The organism is Actinoplanes sp. NPDC051537 (genome assembly GCF_055586105.1).
The window spans coordinates 149,083-172,441 of record NZ_JBVJIU010000014.1 but is presented as its reverse complement, the minus strand read 5'-3'; the positions used below and the strand labels follow the sequence as shown (position 1 = coordinate 172,441).

General features: G+C 72.7%; 19 protein-coding genes and 1 pseudogene. 8 read left to right on the top strand and 12 right to left on the bottom strand.

Features of this window, described 5'->3' with window-relative positions; all coding sequences use genetic code 11:
- Positions 1-66 precede the first annotated feature (66 nt).
- Entirely contained in the window at positions 67-315 is a 249-nt protein-coding gene (locus ACZ6TB_RS31920) for a DUF6582 domain-containing protein (RefSeq protein ID WP_465560499.1), read from the top strand.
- Here the strand turns inward: ACZ6TB_RS31920 and ACZ6TB_RS31915 are convergent.
- From ACZ6TB_RS31915 to ACZ6TB_RS31905, 3 genes are all read right to left on the bottom strand, one after another.
- Positions 312-1,097: a cysteine hydrolase family protein gene (locus tag ACZ6TB_RS31915; RefSeq protein WP_465560496.1), complete on the bottom strand. Its 786-nt coding sequence runs from the start codon at positions 1,095-1,097 to the stop codon at positions 312-314. The two genes, ACZ6TB_RS31920 and ACZ6TB_RS31915, sit on opposite strands and share 4 nt — an antisense overlap.
- A gap of 63 nt (positions 1,098-1,160) precedes the next feature.
- Positions 1,161-2,759 (bottom strand): methyl-accepting chemotaxis protein, encoded by a 1,599-nt coding sequence (locus tag ACZ6TB_RS31910; RefSeq protein ID WP_465560493.1) that lies wholly within the window; start codon positions 2,757-2,759, stop codon positions 1,161-1,163.
- Between the two features lie 115 nt (positions 2,760-2,874).
- Entirely contained in the window at positions 2,875-3,465 is a 591-nt protein-coding gene (locus ACZ6TB_RS31905; protein WP_465560490.1) for a hypothetical protein, read from the bottom strand.
- A gap of 71 nt (positions 3,466-3,536) precedes the next feature.
- Between ACZ6TB_RS31905 and ACZ6TB_RS31900 the strand changes: the two genes are divergently transcribed.
- From ACZ6TB_RS31900 to ACZ6TB_RS31890, 3 genes and pseudogenes are all read left to right on the top strand, one after another.
- On the top strand, positions 3,537-4,463 hold the full coding sequence (locus tag ACZ6TB_RS31900; protein WP_465560487.1) for a TAXI family TRAP transporter solute-binding subunit: 927 nt from the start codon (positions 3,537-3,539) through the stop codon (positions 4,461-4,463).
- A gap of 10 nt (positions 4,464-4,473) precedes the next feature.
- Positions 4,474-5,127 (top strand): Bax inhibitor-1/YccA family protein, encoded by a 654-nt coding sequence (locus ACZ6TB_RS31895; protein ID WP_465560484.1) that lies wholly within the window; start codon positions 4,474-4,476, stop codon positions 5,125-5,127.
- 133 nt (positions 5,128-5,260) lie between these two features.
- Positions 5,261-5,665 (top strand): annotated as a pseudogene (locus tag ACZ6TB_RS31890) (sodium:calcium antiporter); the annotation flags it as partial.
- On the opposite strand, the gene ACZ6TB_RS31885 reads toward ACZ6TB_RS31890, so the two are convergent.
- Together ACZ6TB_RS31885 and ACZ6TB_RS31880 are read right to left on the bottom strand one after the other, a co-directional pair.
- A complete protein-coding gene (locus ACZ6TB_RS31885) occupies positions 5,629-9,738 on the bottom strand; it encodes a trypsin-like peptidase domain-containing protein (protein WP_465560481.1) in 4,110 nt (1,369 codons plus the stop codon). The pseudogene ACZ6TB_RS31890 and the gene ACZ6TB_RS31885 overlap by 37 nt on opposite strands.
- Positions 9,739-9,750: 12 nt before the next feature.
- Entirely contained in the window at positions 9,751-10,062 is a 312-nt protein-coding gene (locus ACZ6TB_RS31880; protein ID WP_465560479.1) for a trypco2 family protein, read from the bottom strand.
- Between the two features lie 126 nt (positions 10,063-10,188).
- Here ACZ6TB_RS31880 and ACZ6TB_RS31875 point away from each other — a divergent pair, with 126 nt between their 5' ends.
- Positions 10,189-10,854 carry an esterase/lipase family protein gene (locus ACZ6TB_RS31875; protein ID WP_465560476.1) on the top strand — a complete coding sequence of 222 codons (666 nt, stop codon included), beginning with the start codon at positions 10,189-10,191 and terminating at the stop codon, positions 10,852-10,854.
- Positions 10,855-10,893: 39 nt separating this feature from the next.
- Here ACZ6TB_RS31875 and ACZ6TB_RS31870 read toward each other — a convergent pair whose 3' ends face one another.
- The 4 genes from ACZ6TB_RS31870 to ACZ6TB_RS31855 form a co-directional block, all read right to left on the bottom strand.
- Positions 10,894-11,358, bottom strand: a complete 465-nt coding sequence (locus tag ACZ6TB_RS31870; protein WP_465560474.1) for an anthrone oxygenase family protein — start codon at positions 11,356-11,358, stop codon at positions 10,894-10,896.
- Between the two features lie 67 nt (positions 11,359-11,425).
- Positions 11,426-12,793 (bottom strand): sensor histidine kinase, encoded by a 1,368-nt coding sequence (locus ACZ6TB_RS31865; RefSeq protein WP_465560471.1) that lies wholly within the window; start codon positions 12,791-12,793, stop codon positions 11,426-11,428.
- A 9-nt stretch (positions 12,794-12,802) separates the two neighbouring features.
- A complete protein-coding gene (locus ACZ6TB_RS31860; protein WP_465560468.1) occupies positions 12,803-13,456 on the bottom strand; it encodes a response regulator transcription factor in 654 nt (217 codons plus the stop codon).
- A 5-nt stretch (positions 13,457-13,461) separates the two neighbouring features.
- Entirely contained in the window at positions 13,462-16,272 is a 2,811-nt protein-coding gene (locus tag ACZ6TB_RS31855; protein ID WP_465560465.1) for an FAD-binding and (Fe-S)-binding domain-containing protein, read from the bottom strand.
- A 148-nt stretch (positions 16,273-16,420) separates the two neighbouring features.
- On the opposite strand from ACZ6TB_RS31855, the gene ACZ6TB_RS31850 reads away from it, so the two are divergent.
- From ACZ6TB_RS31850 to ACZ6TB_RS31840, 3 genes are all read left to right on the top strand, one after another.
- On the top strand, positions 16,421-17,224 hold the full coding sequence (locus tag ACZ6TB_RS31850; protein WP_465560462.1) for an endonuclease/exonuclease/phosphatase family protein: 804 nt from the start codon (positions 16,421-16,423) through the stop codon (positions 17,222-17,224).
- A gap of 130 nt (positions 17,225-17,354) precedes the next feature.
- On the top strand, positions 17,355-19,031 hold the full coding sequence (locus ACZ6TB_RS31845; RefSeq protein ID WP_465560459.1) for a serine/threonine-protein kinase: 1,677 nt from the start codon (positions 17,355-17,357) through the stop codon (positions 19,029-19,031).
- Positions 19,032-19,040: 9 nt separating this feature from the next.
- On the top strand, positions 19,041-19,742 hold the full coding sequence (locus ACZ6TB_RS31840; RefSeq protein WP_465560456.1) for a hypothetical protein: 702 nt from the start codon (positions 19,041-19,043) through the stop codon (positions 19,740-19,742).
- 50 nt (positions 19,743-19,792) lie between these two features.
- Here the strand turns inward: ACZ6TB_RS31840 and ACZ6TB_RS31835 are convergent, their stop codons facing one another.
- The 3 genes from ACZ6TB_RS31835 to ACZ6TB_RS31825 all read right to left on the bottom strand — a co-directional run bounded on the left by ACZ6TB_RS31835 (position 19,793) and on the right by ACZ6TB_RS31825 (position 23,352).
- A complete protein-coding gene (locus ACZ6TB_RS31835) occupies positions 19,793-20,794 on the bottom strand; it encodes an NAD(P)H-dependent glycerol-3-phosphate dehydrogenase (RefSeq protein WP_465560454.1) in 1,002 nt (333 codons plus the stop codon).
- 56 nt (positions 20,795-20,850) lie between these two features.
- Positions 20,851-21,585, bottom strand: a complete 735-nt coding sequence (locus ACZ6TB_RS31830) for an SIMPL domain-containing protein (protein ID WP_465560452.1) — start codon at positions 21,583-21,585, stop codon at positions 20,851-20,853.
- Between the two features lie 75 nt (positions 21,586-21,660).
- Positions 21,661-23,352 (bottom strand): putative bifunctional diguanylate cyclase/phosphodiesterase, encoded by a 1,692-nt coding sequence (locus ACZ6TB_RS31825; protein WP_465560449.1) that lies wholly within the window; start codon positions 23,350-23,352, stop codon positions 21,661-21,663.
- Positions 23,353-23,359 lie beyond the last annotated feature (7 nt).

Genomic DNA, 23,359 nt, shown 5'->3' with positions numbered 1-23,359 from the left:
AAAGGTTCACTAGTGCATGTAATTTCGGGAGGCATTTTCTGATGTGGAGCGGGTATGACCGGAGGCATGGCTGGTCATGAGCTGAATGCCGAAGAGCGCAACAAGATGCCGGACAGCGAGTTCGCGTTTCCGCGGCTGCGCAAGGAGCCGCTCGGCGACGCCGGGCACGTGCGCAACGCGATCGCCCGCTTCGATCAGGTGCGCGATGTCAGCGACGCCGAGCGCGAGGAGGCGTTCCGGCGGATCAAGAAGGCCGCCACGAAGCACGGCGTGGAGATGACCGAGTCCCGCTGGCAGGAGCTCGGCAAGCCTTAGGCGGTCCAGGCCGCGAGCACCGTCACCGTCGCCTGGCGGGGAAACACCTTCTCGGTGAGCACGCGGTGCACCTCGGGATCGTTGTCGAGGCAGCAGTCGGCCAGGACGGTCAGCTCGAAGTCCAGGTCGGCGGCCTGCCGCAGGGTGGAGAGCACCACCCCGCTGGTGGCGATGCCGGTCAGCACGAGGTGGTCGATCGCGCGGGACCGCAGCACGAGCTCGAGGTCGCTGCCGGCGAACGCGGACACCCGGCGCTTGGTGACGACGATGTCGCCGGGCGCCGGCGCCACGTCCGGGTGGATCTCGTTGGACTGCGTGCCCAGCCGCGACGCCACCCCGCTGAAGATCTTGTTGCGCGGGCTGATCTCGGGGAAGCCAGGGCGGAAGCCGACCACCACGTAGATCACCGGCAGCTCCCGCGAGCGGGCCGTCTTGATCGCCTGTTGCAGCCGCGGCAGGTACTCCGGGTCGGGATAACGGCCGACGATCCCTTCCTGGACATCCATCACGAGCAGCGCGGTTCCGGTCATGCTTTTCCCTTCGTACGGTGCGGAGCGGTCCAGCTGGCCAGCAGGCGCAACGCCGTCTCGGAGCTCGATCCGGGCTCGACGGTCCCGATGGCCGGCCGCAGATCGGGTGTAGTACTCCACGCTCACCCCGGCGAGCTGCGCCACCTCCTCGCGGCGCGACCCCGCGACCCGCCGCGGCCCGTGCCCGGGAAGCCCGGCCCGCTCCGGCGTGATCCGCGCGCGCCGGGCCCGCAGGAAGTCGCTGATCTCCACGGCCCCCACGGTAGGCCGCCGGCGTCGCCTGCCGGGAGGGACAGTCTCTACCTGGCACCGCGCTCAGTAGCGGAAGGTGGCGATCACGTCCTGCAGGCGGGTCGAGATCTGGGCCAGGTCGGTGGCCGCGTCCTCGGTGGCGTCGGCGGCCGAGCGGGTGGCCGAGGTGACCTCGACGACGTCGGCGAGCTGGGTGCTGATGTCGGCGGTGCCGCCGGCCGCCCGGCCGAGGTCGTCGGTCATGTTGCGGGTGGTGGCGCTCTGCTGCTCGACGGCCGAGGCGATGGTGTTCTGGAAGTCGTTGATGTTGCCGATGATCTGGCCGATCCCGGAGATCGACTCGCTGGCCTCCTTGGCGTCCCGCTGGATCGCCTCGATCCGGCGGCTGATCTCCTCGGTCGCCTTCGCCGTCTCCTGGGCCAGGTCCTTGACCTCGCCGGCCACCACCGCGAAGCCCTTACCGGTCTCCCCCGCCCGGGCCGCCTCGATGGTGGCGTTCAGCGCCAGCAGGTTGGTCTGCTCGGCGATCGCGGTGATCGTCTTGACCACGCTGTCCACCTCGGCCGACGACGCGTCCAGCTTGGTCATCAGGGTCTCGGCCGCGGACGCGACGTCGACCGCGTCGGCGGCCACCTTCGCCGCCTCGGTGGCGCTGACCGAGATCTCGCGGATCGCCGCGCCCATCTGCTCGGCGCCGCCGGCCACCGCCTGGACGCCGGCCGTGACCGCCTCGGCCGCCTGGTCGATCGAGCTGACCCGGCTGGACGCCTGCTCGACGCTGCCGGCCAGCGCCCGACTGGCCTGCGTCATGTCGTCGGAGCGCTGGGCCAGGCCCGAGCTGGCGTCGGCCAGCGTCTGCATGGCCGTCCGCATGTGGTCGACCGCCTCGGTCGCCGACCGGGACATCCGCCCGATCTCGTCGCGGCCGGCGTCGGGCTCGCGGGCGCGCAGGTCGCCGGCCGCCATCGCCGACATCGTCTCGGCGAGGCGCGACAGGCGCCGGGTCAGCGCGCTGCCCGCGACCACGGCGATCAGGCCGGCCAGCAGGACGCCGGCCACCAGCGTCAGGATGATCGTGAGGCGGGCGCCGGACGCCGCCGAGTGCGCCGCGGCGGCCGCGGTCGCGGCGTTGGACTGCGACAGCGACTTGAGGTCCTCGATGTTCTTGACGGCCTCGACGACCGCCGGGTTGAGCTTGGTGCTGCGGAAGTTCTGCCACGCGGTCATGTCGCCGGCCTTCTGCAGCGCCGTCGACTGTTCCCGATAGGTCAGGTACTGCTTCCAGGCCGTCTCGACCCGATCCATGCCGGCCTGCTCGGCCGCCGTCACGTCGAGGGAGCGGTAGTCGCCGATGCGGGCCGACACCTGCTTGATGAGCTCGGCCGACTCGGCCGTGTAGGCCTGCGACTTCGTCTTGTCGGCCGTGGTCGCGCCGGACAGGCCGGCCCAGCGCGAGTGCCAGATCAGCTGCTGGACGTCCTGCACCGTGGTGAGCGGCAGCAGCGACCGCCGGTAGATGACGTCGGCCCGGTCGGCGATGGCGTTCATCCGCAGGATGCCGACCACGCCCAGCACCACGGCCACGAGCAGGCCGATCGCCGCGACTCCGAGCAGATTGCCGCGCATGCTCAACGAGCCGAGCCGCCGCCGTACGGACCCCATGCCCTCACCCTTCGCCGAACGGGAACGAGCTTCACGATAGGAGCCCGGCAGCCCGGCGGAAGGCGGTTCCGCGGGTCTGAGATGTCCGACTTCTACGAGGGAGGTTTGAACGGGGTCAGGCGGCCGACAGTGCGCCCCGGAGCGGGACGGCGACCATGAAGCAGCCCGGGCGGCGGGACACCTCCGTGTTCTCCCCGATCAGGCGCGCCGCGCGTACGAGCATCGCCGCCAGCTCCTGATCGCCGGTGCGCACCCACAGCAGGTCCCCGCGGCGGCGCCGGCCGCCGGCGAGCAGCGCCGCCCGCCACGCCGCGTGGGCGAGGGTCACGCGCTGGGCGTGCCGCCGCGAGGACGCGCCCAGGGCCTCGGCGCTCAGCAGCGCCTGCCGCCCCTGACGCCAGGCCGCCGCCGTCATCCGGGCGACGGCCATCCGCTGTGCCTCGGGCACCAGTACCCGATGCAGGTCGTAGCGCCGCCGACCACCCCCGGTGCGACTCTCCCGGTCGGCGGCGCACCCCAACCCGGTAAGCAACAACGTCAGCCGTGTCGCGGCGTCCCCGTGGTCGAACTCGGCCACCGCGTCGCCGATCAGAGGCGCGGTCCTTCCGGCCGGCCGGACATCGGCGCAGCGTAGAAGACAAGCCGACTCGAACGCGGCGGGCAGCGCGCCGGCGAGCACGATGTCGCGTACCGGATCGTGGTCCATCCCGATACCGTGGGCGATGGGCCCGTTCGGCCGGTACCTCCCGGTCGCGGAATTGAGGGAAACTTGCGCAGGTGACGCTTCAGATCGGTTCGCGTCGCGCATTTCTCGCGGGGATGATCACGCTGGCGGTCGCGGGATGCGCCGTCCGCAGGCCGCAACATCGGCGGGTCCGCATCGCGACCGGCAGCCCGACCGCGGTCTACTACGCGATCGGCTCGGCGCTGGCCCGGGTGATCAACCAGGACCTGCCGAACACCGACGCGAGCGTGCTGGTCACCGCGGCCTCGGCCGAGAACGTCCAGCTGGTCTCCGCGGGCCGGGCCGAGGTCGGCTTCAGCCAGGCCGACGTCCTGGTCTCCGGCGGCGTGCCGGCGCCGTCGATGGCCGCGCTGGCCCGGGTGTACGACGATCTGCTGCACCTGGTGGTCCGCGCGAACGGCCCGATCCGCGCCCTGGAGGACCTGCGCCACCGCCGGGTCTCGGTCGGCGCCCAGGGCTCCGGCACCGTGGTCACCGTCCAGCGCCTCTTCACGGTCGCCCGCCTGACCGGCGTCGACCAGCAGAAGCTCAACCTGGACGACTCGGTCGCGGCCCTGCTGGCCGACGACATCGACGGCTTCTTCTTCTCCGGCGGGCTGCCGGTGACCGGCATCAAGGAGCTGACGACCCGGGCGTCGGTGCGCATCGTCGACCTGTCCAGGTGGGCGAGCGACCTGCGCAAGGCCTACAGCGACGTGTACGTGGTGCGCGACGTGCCGGTCTCCGCGTACGGCATGCCCGCCGTGGCCACCATCGCGGTGCCCAACCTGCTGGTCGTGGCGTCGTCGATGGACGACGGCCTGGCCCACGACCTGACCCGCCTGCTGATGGAACGCCGCGACGTGCTGGCCGCCGCCCACCCGGCGGCCGAGCGCCTGGATTCCCGTTCGGCGATCTCCACCCTGCCGGTGCCGCTCCACCCGGGAGCGGCCCGCTACTACCGCTCGATCAAGCCGTAGGAGGACCGCGATGGACTACGCGTACCGCCCGGCCGGGATCGCCGCCCGCGACCACGGCCACACCCTGTTCGCGCGGACGATGGGCTACGTCGCCGGAACCACCGGACTGTTCGCGCTCGGCGCGTACCTCGGCCGCAACCTCGCCGGCGGCCTCGCCTTCGTCGCCTACCTCGCCGCGTTCGCCGCCCTGATCGCCATGCAGTTCACCGTCCGCCGCTCGCGGCAGACGACGGTCGTGCTGCTCGCCGCGTTCGGACTGCTGATGGGGGTGGCGATCGCCCCGACGCTGGTCTACTACGCCAGCACCGACCCGCAGGCGCTGTGGCAGGCCGGCGCCGCGACGGCGTTGTTCGTGGCCGCGTTCGGCGCGGCCGGCTACGCGACGCGCCGCGACCTGGCGGCGCTGGCCCGGATCTGCTTCTGGGCGCTGGTGGCCCTGCTGGTCTTCGGCATCGTGCTGATCTTCGTACGAATCCCGTACGGGTCCCTCATCTACTCGGTGCTCGGCCTGGTGATCTTCGCCGGCTTCATCATGTTCGACTTCCAGCGCTTGCGGCGCTCCTCCGACGTCGACTCCGCGCCGCTCCTGGCGGCGTCGATCTTCCTCGACATCCTCAACGTGTTCCTGTTTTTCCTGCGCATCTTCCGGGGCGGCAGCCGCTGACGCACCGAAGCGGGACCGGCGTACGTCAGCCCGGTGGTGATCGGCGTCGTCGTGATCGGGCTCGGCACCTCCATGCCGGAGTTCCTGGTGTCCGGGATCGCCGCCGCCCGGGGTGAGACCGGGCCGGCGGTGGGCCGGCGTGCTGGCCGGCGCGCAGATGCTGGTCGTCGGCGCCTCCGCGACGGCCACCGCGCTCGGGGTGTCGCCGGCGGTCATCGGCTTCACGCTGGTGGCGATCGGCACGTCGCTGCCGGAACTGGTCACCACCATCCAGGCCCAGCGCCGCGGCGAGTCCGACCTGGTGATCGGCAACCTGTTCGGGAGCAACCTGTTCAACAGCCTGGTCGGCGGTGCGGTGATCGGCTTCGCCCAGGGGAACGCCCCGGCCCGCGCCGGGACGGCCCTCGTCGCCGTCATGGTGTCGGGTGCGGTTCTCGCCGGGTTGATGCTGTTTCGCGGCCTGCGCCTCACCCGCCGCCACGGCGTCATCCTCGGCCTGGCCTACGTGGCCACGATCCCGTTGCTGTTGTCGGCCTGATCGCGGAAGCCGGCCGGCGGGAGTTGGTGGCGGCGGCCGGCGCGGTCGATTATCGACAAGCTCTCCGGGCGCTGCTCGCGGCCTCGCTGGCGGCCCTCGTCCCAGCCGGCCACCCAGGCGCGGAGACGGGCGAGCAGGTGGGGGACCTCCGGGACGGGGATGCGGCCGGCCTCGACCAGGCTCACCACCCGCGAGACGAAGTTGCTGTCCTCTCGCACGCCGCGGGCGCTGGACATCGAACGGTCCAGGAAATACCACCGCTGGATCAGGTCGTCGGCCCGCGATCCCCAATAGCCGAGCCGGAAGGTGCCGGCCACGTTCATCACCATCAGGTCCAACTGCGACGAGAGTACGGGGTCGGCGCCGCCCCGGGCGTTGTCCAGCACCAGCTCGACGCTGTCGAAGAGGTCGGGCCAGTGCGCGGCGTACTCCGGCCGGTCGCCGACCAGGCGCAACAGGACCGCGAGCCGCCACGGCGAGTCCGGGTCGGACGGGCGGCGCCCGATCCACCGCAGGATGGCGGCGCAGACGCTGGTGCTAATCAGGTTTCGCTTGAGGAGCATCTTCGAGACGTAGACGATGTCGTCGTCGGCGTCGATGTCGGCCCAGCCGTCGATCGCCCGCAGCAGTTCCTCCGGCACCTCGACGAAGTCCGGCCGCTCGAACAGCCGGCGCAGCACGAAGCTCACGCCGGGATTGCGGATGTGCTCGCACACCCACTGCACGGCGTGCGCGACCACGGTCGGGGCGAGGTCGCCGAGATCCGTACGCTCCAGCAGCGCCCGGATCACGAAGTTGGCGTCCGGCACATGCCCGTGCCGCTGCACCCACCGCACCGCGTCGGCGACCACGGCGGCCGCCCGATCGCCGAGGTCGGGGCATTCGAGCAGGGCCCTGATCATGAAGCTGGTGTCGGAGACCTGCTCGTGCTGCCGCACCCAGCCGGTCGCCACGTCGACGACGGTGGCCGCTTGGCCGCCCAGATCCGCCCGGCCCAGCAGGGGACCGAGGACGAAGTCCGCGTCGAACTCGTGGGCGGGCTGCCGCACCCAGCGCACGGCCTCGTCGATCACCGCGGCCGCCCGGTCACCCAGGTCCGTGCGCTTCAGCAGCGGCCCCAGGACGAAACCGGCGCTGGAGGCGTTGCCCGGCTGCCGCACCCACAGCGCGGCGTGGTCGAAGACGATGACCGCCCGATCGCCGAGGTCCGGGCGTTCGAGCAGGGCCCGGATCGCGCGGGCGCCGCCGGACGCGGGGTCGTGCTGTCCCACCCACCGCAGGCCCTCGGCGACGACGTCGGCCGCCTGCTCGCCCAGGTCCGTCCGTTCCAGCAGCGGGCCGAGGACGAAGCCGGCGTCGGCCATGTTGCCGGGCTGCCGCACCCACCGCACGGCGTGGGCGAAGACGGTGGCCGCCCGGTCGCCCAGATCCGGCCGCCCGAGCAGCGCCTTGATCACGAAGGTGCTGCCGGAGCTGAGCTGATGCCGTTCCACCCACCGCACGCCCTCGTCCATGACGTCGGCCGCCCGATCGCCCAGATCCGGCCGCTCCAGCAGCGGTTCCAGGACGAAGCCGGCGTCGGCGTCGTTGCCCGGCCGCGCGGCCCAGCGCACGGCCTGGTCGAGGACGCCGGCCGCCCGGTCGCCCAGGTCCGGCCGCTTGAGCAGCGGACCCAGGACCAGGCCGGCGCCGGCGACGTTGCCGGGCTGCGCCAGCCACTGGGTGGCGTGCTCGAGGACGGTGGCCGCCCGGTCACCGAGATCGGAGCGATCGAGCAACGCCTTGATCACGAAGGCGGCGCCGGACGTGAGCCGGTGCCGGTCCAGCCACCGCACCGCCTCGTCGAGGACGGCGGGCGCCCGTTCACCGAGATCCGGCCGGCGCAGCAGCGCGCCCAGCACGAAGCTGGCCTCCGCACGCCCGCGGTGCATCTGCACCCACCCCGCGGCGCCGTCCATCAGCGAATCCGCCTCGTTCGCGGGAACGATGCGAAGGCCCTTGTAGAACACGTGCCGGGCATGGGCGGTCCGGCCGTGCTCGGACAGCCACGGACCGGTCAGGGTCGCCCAGCGGTCGATCGCCGTCGCCGACCACGGCGGCCCGTCGAGCACCGAGCCCAGGGCGTAGCCGCCCGGGTCCGGGTCGTCCTGCAGCACCCGGCCGATGTCGCGGTCGTGCCGGCGCATCCAGTCGTCGCAGAACGCGGTGAGGTCGTCGGCCCGGCCGTCGAGCTCGAGGTCGCGCAGCAGCCGGCCGACGCTGACCGCGAAGCGGCCGACCGTGCGGGCGTCGTGCAGGCAGGGCGTGAGGACGTCCTCGGCGACCGCGGGGTTGATCCGGGCGCTCGGGGCCTGCAACAGCGTCTGCTCGAGAAGCTGGTCGGTCACCAGGTCGTGCACCACCACCAGGGTCTCGCCCTCGACCTCGAGCCAGCCCATCGCCAGCATGACGTCGACGAGCTGCCCGGCCCGCCACCGGTCGAGCCCGTGCCGCTCGAGGACGTGGGCCGCCGCCGCCTCGACCGCCGGCCGCTTCTGCGGGCTCGCCGCGGTGAGCGCGGCGCAGGCCTTGACCAGCGGCCCGGCCTCGGCGACGTCCAGCGCCGACCGCGGCCGCGGGATGGCCAGGTCGTCCTCCTCCAGCCGCCGCTCCAGCCAGCCGAGCAGGTCGCCGGTGCGGAGCCGGAGCAGGTCGCCGGAGAAGGTGCCGGCGAGCACCCGGCGCTCGATCTCCCGCGCGATCAGCATGGCGACGATCGGGCGTGACCCGCAGGCGGCCACCAGGCGGTCCGGACCGAGCTCGGCGAGCGCCGCCGGCGCCTCCACGGCCAGGATGTTCTGCCGTACGGCCGTCGTGTGCTCGCCGTCCACCCGCAGCTCGACGTTGTCGAAGAGCCCGCGCACGTGCTCGCCGGCGGCCTTCAGGAGCCAGCCGGGACGGGCCGAGGCCAGCACCCCGACCGGGATGCCCCGGCTCGCCGCCTCCGGGAGCAGCCGCTGGCGGAGATCGGGCAGGTCGATGCCGCGGCACTCGTTCAGGTAGTCGATCACCACGACGACGGGCGTGGCGCCGTCGAAGATCGCCTCGGCGAGATGCTCGTTGGTCGCCAGCGGCTCACCCGGCATCACATGCAACGCGCGCCACCCGGCCAGCTCGGCCAGCTTGGCCACCTCGAAGCAGGTACGGCTCTTGCCGCTGCCGGCCGGCCCGACCAGCACCACGCCCCGGTCGTTGGCCCGGCCCTGGAGCCGGCGCAGCAGCTTGGCCGGGTTCGAGTCGTGCTCCCGCCCGGGGTCGACGAACGGCAGCCGCTCGTCGTCGAGGTTCCGCCGCATCCCGACCAGGCTCGCGAGCGCCTCCCGATGGCCGAGCACGGGCGCCATCGGCGGGCCGGACGGCGGCCGGGAAAGCGGGACCGGGCCGGCGATCGGGCCGTCCTCGGCGAGCGCCTCGCGGAACCCGGGCCGGTCGAACGCGGCCGCGATGCTGGCGGCGTCGGCGCTGCTCGTGCCCGCGCGGTGCAACCGCCGCGAGATCACGCCGACGAGCAGGCCGTCCCCGGTGAAGACCGCCGCCCCGGAGAAGCCCCGCCACGGGTCGTCCCCGGTCCCGGCGTCGGGCGGGGCCGCGCTCGCGATGCTCAGGTCGAGCAGGCCCGACTTGCCGTTCGACAGCAGCTGGATCGTGCCGCTGACCTGCCGGGCGTCGCGCACGTTGCCGGTGCGGGTGGCGAACGACGGATAGCCGACGGCGTCGAAGGGCGGCCGCTCGGCGCGCTCCGGCAGTTCCCCGAAGGCAACCGGCGCGATCGCGGCCGGCGACGGGTCCAGCCGCAGCAGCGCGACGTCGAGCTCGTCGTCGCCGCGCCAGGCCAGCCGGGCCCGCACGAACTCACCGCCGGGCAGGCGTACGCGATGGCCGGTGTCGTCCGAAGGGAAAAGGTGGGCGTCCGAAGGGAAGAGGTGGGCGGCCGTCAGGATCAGGTGCGTGCTGATCCGGTAGCCGCTCCCGTAGACGCGCCCGCCGGCGAGGACCTCGGCGACGCGGGCCCGCTGGAGGCCTCGTGCAGACATCGGCGCGCCCGGTCAGTTCGGGATCTCGGTCACCCGATCCCCGGTCCAGACCTCGCCGCCGTCGGCCGTCGCCGGGTGCAGCTGCACCTTGACCGTGTGCGTGGTGGTCGACGAGTCGGTCGCCTTCATCCCGGCGTTGAGCACCCAGAACTTGACGCCGGCCTGGCCCTCGAGGCCCTCCGCGATCGCGACCTGGAAGTCGATGTCCACGGTGCCGAGCCGGAACTTCACCGGCTGCCCCTCGGCATCCACCATCGACTCCGCCAGCTCGGCGCGCAACGCGCGGATCGCCTCCGCAAGCCCGATCTCGGCCACTCGTCTCACTCCCCACCGTCGCACCATCGCTACAGCTCGCCAATATATAAGAAGACGACCGCCGGTGATTTCGCCGATGCGCGAGCCACATTTGTGCACTGACGATGCAGAGACCCCGAACGCCTTGGAGGTTTCATGCGTCGTCTCGTCGTCCTCCTCACCATCGTGCTGGCCGCGCTCGCGCTCAGCCCGGCCCCGCCCGCGGCCGCCGCGCCCGGCACTCCGGTGATCTTCGTGCACGGTTACACCGGCAGCGCCTCGAACTGGACCACCGCGATGGCGGTGTTCCGCGCCGGCGGCTATGCGAGCAGCGAGCTGTTCGCGTACGAGTACAACTCGTACGGCAACAACATCAGCAATGCCCAGGGGCTGGCCACCTACGTCAACCAGGTGCGGGCCCGCACCGGCGCGACCCAGGTCGACATCGTCAACCACTCGATGGGCGGCCTGGTCAGCCTCTGGTATCTCAAGCAGCTCGGCGGCGCCCAGTACGTGCGGCACCTGGCGTCGATCGCCGGCGCCAACCACGGCACCACGTACGCGGGCGCCTGCCTGATCTACGTCACCTGCCAGCAGATGTATCCCGGCTCGTCGTTCATCGCCACGCTGAGCGCCGGCGACGAGACCCCGGGCAGCACCCGCTACGGAACGTGGTACTCCCCCTGCGACGGCATCATCATCCCCTACACGAGCACGGTGCTCAGCGGCGCGACCAACAACTACGTGGCGTGCCAGACCCACATCGGCTACCTCACCGACACGGTCACGCTCACCGCGGTCAGATCGTTCCTGCGGAGCTGATCGGCGGGGCGGCCGCGTGCCGGAGGGGGCACGCGGCCGTCAGCCGCGGCGGAGCAGGCCGATCAGCAGGACGGCGCAGCCGGCCAGGCAGAGGATCGTGCGGGCGTGGTTGGCCGGGTCCCAGGCGGCCAGGAAACGCGACCACGTGACCGTGCCCGCTTCCAGGCGGTCGTTCAGCGGGACGTTGACCGCGATGGTGACGCCGAGCGCCCCGACGATGGTCAGGATCGCGCCGGTCAGCAGCCAGCCGGCGCCGGGGAGCGCCCAGGTGGCCAGCGCCCGGACGATCACCGCTACGCACAGCGCCGAGACGCCGAAGAGGGCGATCATCAGGGGCGGGCGCTGGGCGGTGACGTTGAGCGAGCGCATCGCGGCGGCGCCGGCCGGTGCGGGCAACCGGTGCAGGCCGCTCATGACGAAGGCGGAGAACGCGAAGAACACGCCGGCGAGCAGGCCGCTCCCGACGGTGGCGGAGGCGGCGAGGACATCCCAGGTACGAGTCATGACTCCATGTCACCGCAGGGCGATGAGATGATCCATGCGGCAGACGCCCTGTTCCATACGCGAGCGTCTAGGACGACGGCGCGGCCGGCAGCCAGATCCGGGCGTCGAGGCCGCCGTCGGGGGCGGCCTCCAGCGTGAAGCGGCCGCCCGACGCGTCGATCAGGACGTTCACGATGGACAGGCCGAGACCGGCGCCGTCGACGTTCTGGGCGTCGGGGGCGCGCCAGAACCGCTCGGTCGCGCGGCGGCACTGCTCCTCGGTCATGCCGGGGCCGGAATCGCGTACCGAAACGAGAACGCCGCCCTCCGCCGGCGCGGCCGCCACCTCGACCCGCCCGCCCGCCGGCGTGAACTTCAGGGCGTTGTCGATCAGGGCGTCCAGCGACTGGTCGAGCGCGGTCGGCACGGCGCAGGCCGGCAACTCGGCGGACGACGAGGCGCTCAGAACAATGCCGTTGCGCGTGGCGAGCGGCTGCCACGCTGAAGCTCTGTCCACGGCGACCGCGGCCGCGTCGATCGGCACGACGTGATGCTGACCGCGCTCGGCCCGGGCCAGGGCGAGCAAGCCGTCCAGCACGTCGGCCAGCCGGTCGGTCTCGGCCAGCGCGATCTCGTGGTCGGCGCGCGACTGCGGGTCGGCCAGGTCGCCGCCGAGGTCCTCCATGCGCAGGCGCAGCACGGTGAGCGGGTTGCGCAGCTGGTGGCTGGCGTGGGCGACGAACGAGCGCTGCCGTTCCAGGGACTCGGCGACCGCGTCGGCCATCTCGTTGAAGCTCGCCGACAGCCGGCGCAGCTCGGGCGGGCCGAGGCCGGGCTGCACCCGGGCGGCGCTGTCGCCGGCCGCGATCTCGTGCGCGGCCGCGTCGAGGCGGGTCACCGGGCGCAGCACCCAGCCGGCCAGCCGGTGGGCGGTGACCAGGCAGGCGGCCACCGCGAGCAGGCCGCCGAGGCCGAGCACCGACCAGCTCAGCGTGACCACCCGGCGGCTGTGCCCGGTCGGCGAGGCGGTCAGCACGATGCCGAGCACGGCGCCGCCGTCGCTGACCGGGACGGCGACGATCAGCGGGCGCGCCTGCCACGGCCAGAGCATCTCGGGGGTGCCGACCTGGCGACCGGCGAGCGCGGCGCGGATGGCGAGCCCGGCGTCGCGCACCGGCGGGCCGAAGTCGCTGAGCACCCGCTGGTCCTGGTCGACGACCATGGTCGCGATGCCGTAGAGCTCGGTGTAGCGGCGCAACTCGTCCCGCAGCGACGCGAGCTCGCCGCTGCGCAGGGCGGGCGCGGCCAGCGAGGCGAAGCGGGTGGCGTCGGCGAGCCGGTCGGCCTCGACCCGCTCGGTCTCGCGGGTGGTGAGCGAGAAGGCGAGCGGCAGCTCGAGCGCCAGCAGGACCATGCAGAGCAGCAACACGTACGTGCCGACGAGCCGGTTGCGCACCAGGACCTCCTATGCGCGCAGACGGTATCCGACGCCCCGGACGGTCTCCACCAGCTCGGGCCGGCCCAGCTTGGCGCGCAGGGACGCCACGTGCACCTCGAGCGTGTGCTTGCCCGACCAGGTGGTCTGCCAGACGTCGAGCAGGATGCGCTCGCGGGAGAGGGCGACGCCGGGCTGCCGGGCGAGCGAGGCCAGCACGTCGAACTCCTTGCGGGTCAGCACGATCGGCGCGCCGTCCACCTGCACCGTGCGGGCGGCCAGGTCGAGGCGCAGCGGGCCGGCCTCGACCACCTCGCGCGGCGGCGCCTGCCGGACCGTGCGGCGCAGCAGGGCCTCGATGCGGGCCTGGAGCTCGGCCATCGAGAACGGCTTGACCACGTAGTCGTCGGCGCCGCCGCGCAGGCCGGTGACCCGGTCGCGCTCCTCGCCGCGGGCGGTGACGGCGATGATTCCCAGGTGCTCGCTGCGCGCCCGCAACTGCCGGCACACGTCGACGCCGTCGCCGTCGGGCAGGTTGAGGTCGAGCAGCACGAGGTCGCAGGGCGCCGCGGCGAGCGCCGCCGTGGCGGTGGCGGCATGCTCCACCTCGTACCCCCGGCGCTGCAGCATCGAGGTCATGACCGCGCTGACCCGGCGGTCGTCCTCGACGAGCAGTATGCGCATGGCGCTCAGCTTCTCAGTTTCATGGCCAGCAACTCCACCAGATGTTTGCCGGGAACGCCGGCGAGGTCGTCGGCCTGGGTGCGGCAGGAGAAGCCGTCGGCCAGGAAGACGTCGCCCTCGCCGGCCGTCCGCAGGGCCGGCAGCAACTGCTGCTCGGCGACCTGTACCGACACCTCGTAGTGGCCGCGCTCGACGCCGAAGTTGCCGGCCAGCCCGCAGCAGCCGCCGAGCCGCACCACTTCCGCGCCGGCGCGCTTGAGCAGCTTGGCGTCGGCCTCCCAGCCCATCACGGCGTGGTGGTGGCAGTGCGGCTGGGCGATCACCTTCAGGCCGTCCAACGAGGGCGGGTTCCAATCGGGCGTACGGGCGAGCAGCTCCGCGATCGTGACGGTGGCCGCGCTGACCTTCCGGGCCGCCTCGGTGTCGAGCAGCTCGGGCAGGTCGCCGCGCAGCACGCCGGTGCAGGACGGCTCGAGCCCGACGATCGGGACGCCGCTCTCGGCCGCCTCGGCGAGCTGGTCGACGGTCCGGCCGAGGATGCGCTTGGCCGCGTCGAGCTGCCCGGTCGAGATCCAGGTCAGGCCGCAGCAGCCTTCGCGCGCCGTGATCCGCGGGGCGTAGCCGGCGTCGGTGAGCACCTCGACGGCCGCCTCGGCGATCTCGGGCGAGAAGTGGTCGGTGAAGCTGTCGACGAAGAGGACGACGGGCTTGCCCGCATTCTTCTCCTGCCGCGCAAACTGAGCCCGAAATGTCTTGTTTGCGAACTTGGGAATGCCGCGCCGGGCGTCGACGCCGGCGAGGGCCAGGGCGACGCCCCGCAGACCGGGCAAAGTGGTCATCCGATTGGCCAGGCGCGGCATCCTCGCGGCCAGGCGGGACCAGCGCGGGAGCCAGCCGAGCGAGTAGTGCGACCTCGGCCGTACCCGCCGCTTGTAGCTCTGGTGCAGCACCTCGGCCTTGTAGGCCGCCATGTCGATCCCGGTCGGGCAGTCGCTCGCGCATCCCTTGCAGGACAAACAAAGATCGAGCGCATCGTGTACGGCGTCCGCGCGCCAGCCCGGGGCCAGGTCGCCGTCGAGCATCTCCTGCAATACCCGCGCGCGCCCCCGGGTCGAGTCCTTCTCGTCCTTGGTCGCAAGGTAGGACGGGCACATCACGCCGCCGAGCACGCTGGTGTCGGCACGGCACTTGCCGACCCCGGTGCAGCGGTGCACGGCCTGGTTGAAGTCGCCGTGATCGGCGTGGTAGGCCAGCGCGAGCCCGGTGGTGACCGGACGGGCCTGGGCGACCCGGATGTTCGCGTCGACCGGGTCGGGGTCGACGAGGTTGCCGGGGTTGAGCAGGCCGGCCGGGTCGAAGGTGTGCTTGATCTTGCGGAACAGGTCGATCGCGGCCGGCGAGTACATCCGGGTGAGCAGCTCGCTGCGGGCGCGGCCGTCGCCGTGCTCCCCCGACAGCGAGCCGCCGTAGCCGACCACGAGATCGGCCGCATCCTCGAGGAAGGCGCGGAACTTGGCCGGGCCGCCGGGCTTGTCGAGGGGGAAGTCCAGGCGTACGTGCACGCAGCCGTCGCCCAGATGGCCGTACGGCATGACGGAGAGCTGATGCCGCGCGCAGAGTGCGTCGAAGTCCCGCAGATAGGCCCCGATCTTCGCGGGCGGGACCGCCGCGTCCTCCCAGCCGCCGTGGGCGGGAAGGCCGGAGGGCGCCCGGCCGGCCAGACCCGCGCCGTCCTCCCGGATCCGCCAGAGCGGCGCGGCTTTTGTCATGTCTTCAACGATCAACGTGTCCAACGCGCCGGACGACGCCGCGAGCTTTTCGGACTGGGCGCGCGCCTCGCCGAGGTCGTCACCGGCGATCTCCACCATCAGCCAGGCGTGCCCGCCGGGCAGGGGCGGCACCGCGCCGGGACCGCGCCGGCTGCGCACGATGTCGCAGATGCGCTCGTCCAGGCCCTCGCAGGCGGTGGGCTTGAACTCGAGAATGCCGGGCACCGCGTCGCCCGCCGTGCCGAAGTCGGGGTAGCCGAGCACGACAAGAATCCGATATTTCGGATCTGCGACCAGCTTCACCGTCGCCTGGGTGATCACGGCCAGGGTGCCCTCGCTGCCGACCAGGAACTCGGTGAGGTTGAAGCCGCGCTCGGGGAGCAGGTGCTCGACCGCGTAGCCGGAGACCTGGCGGCCGAAGCGGGCGAACTCGGTGCGGCCGGTTTTGAGGTCCGCGTTGACCACGTCTCGGAGGTCGGCGACGATCTTGTCGGCGCCCTGGATGCTCGACCCGTCGGTGATCAGCCGCTCGCCGTCGATGGTCAGCGCGCTCAGGCCGGCCACGTTGTCGGAGGTGCGGCCGTAGCCGAGCGTGCGCGACCCGCAGGAGTTGTTGCCGATCATGCCGCCGATCGTGCAGCGGGTGTGCGTCGACGGGTCGGGGCCGAAGCGCAGGCCGTGCGGCTTGGCGGCGGCCTGGAGGACGGCCTGCACGGTGCCGGCCTGCACGCGCGCGGTTCTTGACGAGGGGTCGACCTCGAGGACCTTGTTCATGTATCGGCTGAAGTCGAGGATGACGCCGGGGCCGATCGCGTTGCCGGCCACCGAGGTGCCGGCGCCGCGGGCGGTGACCGGGACGCCGAGCTCGCGCGCGACGGCCAGCGTGGCGAGCACGTCGTCGTCGTGGCGGGGACGGACGATCGCCTGCGGGACCACCCGGTAGAGGGAGGCGTCGGAGGCGTACATCGAGCGGTTGGTCGCGTCGTCCAGCACGTCGGCGATCGCCGCCCGGCGTAGTCGGCGCACCAGCTCACTCGGCTCAGTCATGGGCCGACCTTACCGAGGTGGCCGGACGGCCAGGACCATCAGGCCCCGGCCGTCCGTCCCAGGTCACAGGCCGGCCCGAACCAGGTAACTACCGGGCTGCGACCGGCTTTGCCTGCGCTCGCCCGGGACCGCGGCCGACTGGTTCGGCATGCGAATCCGGCTGGTCCTCACGCTGCTGCTCGCCGCCGTCCTGGCCGCGCTCTCCGGCGCCGCTCCCGGGCAGGCGTCCCGGCCGGTGCTGCGGGCGCTGACCTTCAACGTGTGCGGGAACGTCTGCCGGTACGGCGAGGTGGCGATGACCTCGGCGAACATCGCGTACCAGACCCGCAACCTGAACGCCCAGATCGTGCTGCTCCAGGAGCTGTGCTATTCCCAGTTCCTCGGCATCCGGGCCCGGCTCGCGCCGTACGGCTACACGGCCGCGTTCGGGACGGCGTCCGTCGGGGGCAAGTGCGACAATGACGATAAAAAGCACGGCGAGGCGTTCGGCGTCGCGGTCCTCGCGCGGGGGACGATCCTTTCCCGGTACGCCCATCGCATGCCGAGCCCCGACCGGTCCCAGACCGAGGGGCGGGTGCTGCTCGCCGCCAACGTGCGGCTGGCCGGCCGGTCGCTGTTCGTGGTCACGACCCACACCGCGCACAACGGCGAGAACCGGATAGCCCAGATCGCGGCCCTGCGGCGCTGGATCACCCCGTACGCGCAGACCCGCCCCGTGCTCTTCGGCGGTGACCTGAACCTGCCGCCGGACAGCACCGACCTGGACGGCTTCTACCAGTCGTTCGGTGAGGCCAACGACACCCGGGACCACCCCCTGGCCACGTTCCTGCCCTTTCCCCAGCGCAAGATCGACTACCTGTTCGGCAGCAACGGCTACCTGACCCCGGCCGGCGCCGCCCGCGCCTGCGGCGGCTACTCCGACCACTGCATGTACCTGGGTTCCTTCCGCTGACCTTTCGCCCGGGGTCGCCCGTCCGGGCGGCGAAAGCAGCCGTTGCGTGGATACCCGGTCGTCTCTTCGCGACCACAATGGTCTGCGCGGCGGAGGCAGACATCCGCCCTCGACCGGTGGAGTCCCTGGCATGAGCGGCTGGCAGCTGTCCGGCTACACGCCTGTTCGCCCGCTCGGCGCCGGCGCCTCGGGCAGCGTCGTGCTCGCCACCCACGACGAGACCGGCACCCCGGTCGCGATCAAGTATCTGGCGCCCGGCCTCGGCGACGACGACTCGTTCCGGACGGCCTTCCGGCGAGAGGCGCGGCTGCTCGGGGAGATCGACGACCCGCACATCTCCCGGCTGTACGAATACGTCGAGTCCCCGGGCGGCGCGGCGATCGTGATGGAGTTGGTCAACGGGGTGTCGCTGCGGCAGATGCTGCGCGAGCACGGCCCGACCACCCCCGAGTCGGCGCTGTCGGTGCTGAAGGGCTCCCTCGCCGGGCTCGGCGCGGCGCACACCCACGGCGTCGTGCACCGGGACTACAAGCCGGAGAACGTCCTCGTCACCGGCGAGGGGCAGAGCAAGCTCGCCGACTTCGGCATCGCCACGCCGGTCGGCGAGGGCACCGGCACCGTCGTCACCGGCACGCCTCGCTACATGGCCCCCGAGCAGTGGACGGGCCGGCCGGCGACGCCCGCGTGCGACATCTACGCCGCCACCGCGACCTTCTTCGAATGCCTCACCGGCAAGCCACCGTACGACGGACCGAACCTCTTCGCCCTGCACGATCAGCACGCCAACGCGCCCATCCCGACCGATCCGGCCCCGGCCGCGGTGCACGACCTGCTCCGGCACGGCCTGGCCAAGCAGCCCGGCGACCGGCCCCAGCACGCCCTGGCCTTCCTCGACGTGCTGGAGCGGGTGGCCGGCACGGCGTACGGCGCGGACTGGGAGGAGCGCGGTCTCCGCGATCTGGCGCGCCGGGCCGCCCTGCTCGCCGCGCTGTGGCCGTTCCCCGACCGGGCCGGGGGCGCCACCAGCCTCGCCACGACCACGTTCGGCGCCACCACGCCCGGCTTCCTCGGCAGCCTCCGCCGCGGTCGCAAGTGGACCGTGCTGGCCTGCGGCGGCATCGTCGCGGCCCTGCTGATCGGCGGGGTGGGATACCACTACGCCGCCGACGAGCACGCGGCCTTCGCGGGCGGCCAGGAGACCCCCTCGGCCACCGACCCGCCGGCGACCGCGCCGTCCGTGCCGCCGACGTCGGCGACCCCGCCGGCCCCTTCCACCGCACCAGCCCCGTCGTCGACGACGACCGCGACGACCGGCGCCGCCGGCCCCGTCGCCACGACCGGACCGTCCGCATCCACCTCGCCCACCGGCGCGCCGACCACCACGACCACCACGCGCACGCCGACCTCGCCGGCCACCACCTCCCCGGCCACCACCTCCCCGGCCACTCCGCCGGACACCACCGCCCCCTCGGTCGGCGCGGTCAGCGCGAGCCCGTCGGCGCTGGAGGGGGAGAAATGCCAGTACGGCGCGCGGACGAGCACCATCGCGGCCACCGTCACCGACGACCGGAGCGGCCCGGCCGCGCTGAAGGTCACCTTCAGCTACACCCTGGGCGGCGCCACCTCGACCGGCGCGATGAGCTCGGCCGGCCAGGGCGTCTTCGAGGGAACGCTCGGCCCGCTGCCGATACCGAGGTCGGCCACCCGCATTCCGGTCTCGGTCGTCGCCGTCGACGCCGCCGGCAACTCGGCCAAGTCGGCGTCGACGAAATATGTGACCCTCGCCAGCACCTGTACCCCAGGTTAGGAGCACGCCGTGCGACCAGCACCGAGGCCGGCCGAGGAGCCTTTCGACGACCGGGCGATGCGGCCGCCCGCCGATCCGTGGGCCACCATCGACCGTCCCGAACCCACCGCGTACCTCGGCTCCGGCCCGCCCGGCCGAACCGTGCCCATCCCGCCGGCCGCCGCGAACGCCCCGACCATGCGCCTCGGCGCGCCGGCGCCGGCCCCGCGCGCCGACCGGGAGGTGCGCTTCGGGCCCGGCGTGCCGCCGAACCGCGTGGCCGCCCCGCAGTGGCCGGCCACCCCCAAGGCCGCCCGCCCGCGCCGGCCGTGGCGCCGCCTGGTGTCGGTGCTCTCCAGCCTGCTGACCCTCGTGCTGGTCGTGCTGGTCGGTCTGTACCTGTGGCAGCGGCTGCGCCCGCTGGAGGTGGAGAGCGTCAAGGTCGCCGTGCCCCGCCCGGCCGGAGACCGCTGCGACGTCACCGTCGACGTGGTCGCCACCGTGCGCACCAACGGTCGGAGCGGCGCGATCCGCTACCAGTGGTTCCGCTCGGACTCGCCGCCCGGCGCCGTGCTGACCGAGCAGGTCGGCAGCGGGCAGCGCACCGCCACGCTGACCCTCAAATGGACGTTCAGCGGCGTCGGGACGACCACCGAGACCGCCACCGTCAACATCGTCGATCCGACGCCCGCCCAGGCCGGCACGAAGGTCGCCTACCGCTGCCGCGGCTGAGCTGACCCGCGGCGGGAAAACAGAATGTCACCCCGCCGCATGACCGGCCCTCACCCGGGTTCGGACTCGTGTCCGGCCGGGTGGGTGCGCAGCAGGCCGGCATAGGCCCGCTGGGCGGTGATGTCGCCGGTGACGACCCGGTGGATCGTGCGGGTGATGGGCATGGCCAGACCGTGCCGGTCGGCCAGCCGCACCGCGGCGTGCACGGTCTTGACTCCCTCGGCGACCTGCCCCATCTCGGCGAGGATGTCGTCCAGGCTCCGCCCCCGGCCGAGTTGCTCGCCGACGTGCCGGTTGCGGCTGTACGGGCTGACGCAGGTCGCCACCAGGTCACCCATTCCGGCCAGCCCGGCGAGCGTGTTCGGCTCGCCGCCCATCGCGACCGCCAGCGTGGTCAGCTCGGCAAGTCCGCGGGAGATCACCCCGGCCCGGGTGTTGTCACCGACACCCAGGCCTTGAGCGATACCGGTGGCGATCGCGACGACGTTCTTCAACGCTCCGCCGACCTCGCAGCCGATCACGTCGTGATTGGTGTACACGCGCAGCAGTCCCCGGCGGAACACCCGCTGTATCTCGGCCGCGACGGCGAGGTCCTCGGTCGCGATGACCGTGGCCGCCGCCATGCCCGCCATGATCTCCTTGGCCAGATTGGGCCCGGTGAGCGCGGCGGCCGGATGTCCCGGCAGCACTTCCTTGATCACTTCGGTCATCCGCAGCAGCGAGTCGCGTTCGAGCCCCTTGCTGAGGCTGACCACCGGGATCCACGGGTGCAGGTTCGGCGCGACCTGCTCGAGCGTGTCGCGGAATGCTCCGGTCGGCACGCCGACGACGAGCAGCTCGGCATGAGCGGCCGCCTCGGCGAGGTCGGCGGTGGCCCGAAGCCGGCCCGGCAGCGGAAAGCCTTCGAGATAGCGCTCGTTGGTGTGCTTGGCGTTGATCTCCTCCGCCGCGGCCGGGCTGCGTGCCCAGATCAGCGATTCGTGATCGCGGCGGGTGAGAACGGACGCGACCGTGGTACCCCAAGAACCCGCGCCCAGCACGGTGATCCGCATGGTGCCCCTTTCCCCGGCGCGCACGGCGCGAGTCGAGAATACGGTGGCGGGACGTGCTACGGCATCGGGTCGAGAGCCCATTCCACGATGACGGTCACCGCCACCCGCTGCCGGCCCGGCTCGACGGGAAATCGCGAGTCCATCGCGACCGGGCTGTACTGTCCCACCGGTCCGGCGCCGGCGCCCGTCTCGCTCACCTTGAGGACGCGGCCGAGCGGCCGCCCGGCGTCGTGGGCATACTGTTCGGCCTTCTGCCGCGCATCGGCGAACGCGTCGTGACGTGCCTCGGTGAGCAGCGCGGCGTCGTTCTCGATCGCGAACGACACGCCGTTGACCCGCGCGGCGTCCCCGCCCGCGGCGGTGGCGGCGGACATGAGCTCCCCGGCGCGCCGCAGGTCCCGGATCTTCGCGGTGAGTCCCTGACTCACGGTGTAGCCGGTGATGACTTGTTCGCTGTTCACCTTCGAGCCGACGGTGACGGTCGACGTCTGGAGGTCGGCGCGGGCAACCCCGGCGCGCACGAGGGCGTCGCGCATCCGGGTGGCCGCGCCGTTGGCGCGGTCCAGGGCCAGACCGACCGTGGACCCATCGGTCTCCACCGCGAGATCCACGGTGAGCGTGTCCGGCTCACCGGAAACTTCGCCGGTCCCGGTGACCAGCACGCTTTCCCGGAAGGGATCGACCGGCGGTGAATCCGCCGAGGCAAACGCCGGCCCGCCGCCAACCGGCCCCCACGCGGCGAGCGAGGCCAGAACGACGAGTACGGGCGTTGCGACACGTGACCGGATCATCAGCCCATTCAAGGCGGCCCGCCGTCCGGCCGATGCCGTTTCCGGCACAGATCGACCGAAGGGCGGACAGCCGGCTCAGGCGGCCGCCGCCAGCAGCAGCCTCTCCGGGTCGGCGGGCCGGCACAGGTGGTAGCCCTGACCGAGGTCGCACCCCAGCCGGCGCATCGCGGTCAGCTGGGCCTGCGTCTCGACGCCCTCGATCACCGTGCGCAGCCGCAGCGTGCGGGCCAGCTCGACGACCGCGCGGATCACGGCCAGGTCCTCGATCGTGGGTGAGGCGTGGCCCATGAAGGACTGGTCGATCTTCAGCTCGTCGACCGGGAGCCTCTGCAGCAGCGACAGCGACGAGTAGCCGGTGCCGAAGTCGTCGATGGACAGGCCGACGCCGAGGGACTTCAGGTCGGCCAGGTGGGAGATGGCCGTCGCCGGGTCGTTCATCAGCACCGACTCGGTCAGCTCCAGCGTCACGGCGGCCGGCGGCAGGGCGCAGTCGGCGAGCATCGCCTGCACGTCGGCGGCGAAACCGGGGTCGGCGAGCTGCCGGCCGGAGACGTTGACGTTCACGGTCAGGGCCGGCATCGTGCGGCGCCACCTCGCGGCCTGTTCGCCGGCGGCGTGCAGTACCCAGCGGCCGAGGTCGATGATCAGGCCGTTCTCCTCGGCCAGCGGCAGGAACTCGGCCGGCAGCGCGCGTACGCCGTCGGGCTTGTCCCACCGCACCAGGGCCTCGACGCCGGCCATCGCGCCGCCGGCCAGCTGGATCAGCGGCTGGTACTGGAGGCGGAACTCGTGGTTGGCCAGGGCGCGCCGGAGGTCGGTGTGCAGGGTGAGGCGGGCCAGCGCCTCGGCGTGCATGTGCGGGGCGAAGACGACGACCTTGCCGGGGCCCTCGGTCTTGGCCTTGTACATCGCGACGTCGGCGTTGCCGAGCAGGTCGCCGGGGTCGGCGGGGGCGGCGTCGCTGTGGGTGGCGACGCCGATGCTGGCGCCGATGAAGACGTCGCGGCCGAAGATGCGGAACGGGCGGCGGATCGCGTCGATGAAGCGTTCGGCGACCGGTACGGCCTCGTCCGTCGCCGTGTCGTGCAGCAGCACCGCGAACTCGTCGCCGCCGATCCGGGCGCCGACGTCCTCGGGGCGCAGGCAGTGCCGGATGCGGGCGGCCACCAGGCCGAGCAGCTCGTCGCCGGCCCGGTGCCCGAGGCTGTCGTTGACCGCCTTGAACCGGTCCAGGTCGATGAACAGCACGCTGGCCGGCGCCGGCTCGCGCAGCTTCTCCTCGAGCTTCTCCAGGAACAGCACCCGGGTCGGCAGGGCGGTCAGCGAGTCGTGCCGCGCCTCGCGCAGCGACTCGAGCGCCCGCCGCTCGGCCTGCAGCAGCCGGATGTTGGTCAGGGCCAGGCCCAGCGTCTGCGCCATGGCCTGGAGCAGCTGCCGCTCCTCGGGGCTGAGCGCCTCGCCGGCCCGGGCCACCATGAGCCGGCCGCGGTCGCCGCTGCCGAAGCCGGCCTCGGCCACGAACAGCTCGTCCAGGCCGGGCACCTCGACGGTGGCCGCCGGCCCGGCGCCGATCGCCTCCTGGAGCACGTCGTCGCGTACGCCCCAGGCCACCGAAACCCGACGGTCGCCGGTGAGCACCGCGCCGACCTCGGTCTCCAGCACCTCGCTGGCGCGTTCGATGGCGACCATGGTGGCGAGGTGCTCGTCGCGGGCCTCGCAGACCGCCGCGAAGAACTCCGTGAGCTGATGGGTCGACCAGTGGTTCACGGATGCC

What these genes read in the sequence shown, in the direction of transcription:
- ACZ6TB_RS31920 (WP_465560499.1), top strand. Translation starts at nt 67, where the DNA reads ATGGCTGGTCATGAGCTGAATGCCGAAGAGCGCAACAAGATGCCGGAC.
- ACZ6TB_RS31910 (WP_465560493.1), bottom strand. Translation starts at nt 2,759, where the DNA reads ATGGGGTCCGTACGGCGGCGGCTCGGCTCGTTGAGCATGCGCGGCAAT.
- ACZ6TB_RS31905 (WP_465560490.1), bottom strand. Translation starts at nt 3,465, where the DNA reads ATGGACCACGATCCGGTACGCGACATCGTGCTCGCCGGCGCGCTGCCC.
- ACZ6TB_RS31895 (WP_465560484.1), top strand. Translation starts at nt 4,474, where the DNA reads ATGGACTACGCGTACCGCCCGGCCGGGATCGCCGCCCGCGACCACGGC.
- ACZ6TB_RS31885 (WP_465560481.1), bottom strand. Translation starts at nt 9,738, where the DNA reads ATGTCTGCACGAGGCCTCCAGCGGGCCCGCGTCGCCGAGGTCCTCGCC.
- ACZ6TB_RS31875 (WP_465560476.1), top strand. Translation starts at nt 10,189, where the DNA reads ATGCGTCGTCTCGTCGTCCTCCTCACCATCGTGCTGGCCGCGCTCGCG.
- ACZ6TB_RS31870 (WP_465560474.1), bottom strand. Translation starts at nt 11,358, where the DNA reads ATGACTCGTACCTGGGATGTCCTCGCCGCCTCCGCCACCGTCGGGAGC.
- ACZ6TB_RS31860 (WP_465560468.1), bottom strand. Translation starts at nt 13,456, where the DNA reads ATGCGCATACTGCTCGTCGAGGACGACCGCCGGGTCAGCGCGGTCATG.
- ACZ6TB_RS31855 (WP_465560465.1), bottom strand. Translation starts at nt 16,272, where the DNA reads ATGACTGAGCCGAGTGAGCTGGTGCGCCGACTACGCCGGGCGGCGATC.
- ACZ6TB_RS31850 (WP_465560462.1), top strand. Translation starts at nt 16,421, where the DNA reads ATGCGAATCCGGCTGGTCCTCACGCTGCTGCTCGCCGCCGTCCTGGCC.
- ACZ6TB_RS31845 (WP_465560459.1), top strand. Translation starts at nt 17,355, where the DNA reads ATGAGCGGCTGGCAGCTGTCCGGCTACACGCCTGTTCGCCCGCTCGGC.
- ACZ6TB_RS31835 (WP_465560454.1), bottom strand. Translation starts at nt 20,794, where the DNA reads ATGCGGATCACCGTGCTGGGCGCGGGTTCTTGGGGTACCACGGTCGCG.
- ACZ6TB_RS31830 (WP_465560452.1), bottom strand. Translation starts at nt 21,585, where the DNA reads ATGATCCGGTCACGTGTCGCAACGCCCGTACTCGTCGTTCTGGCCTCG.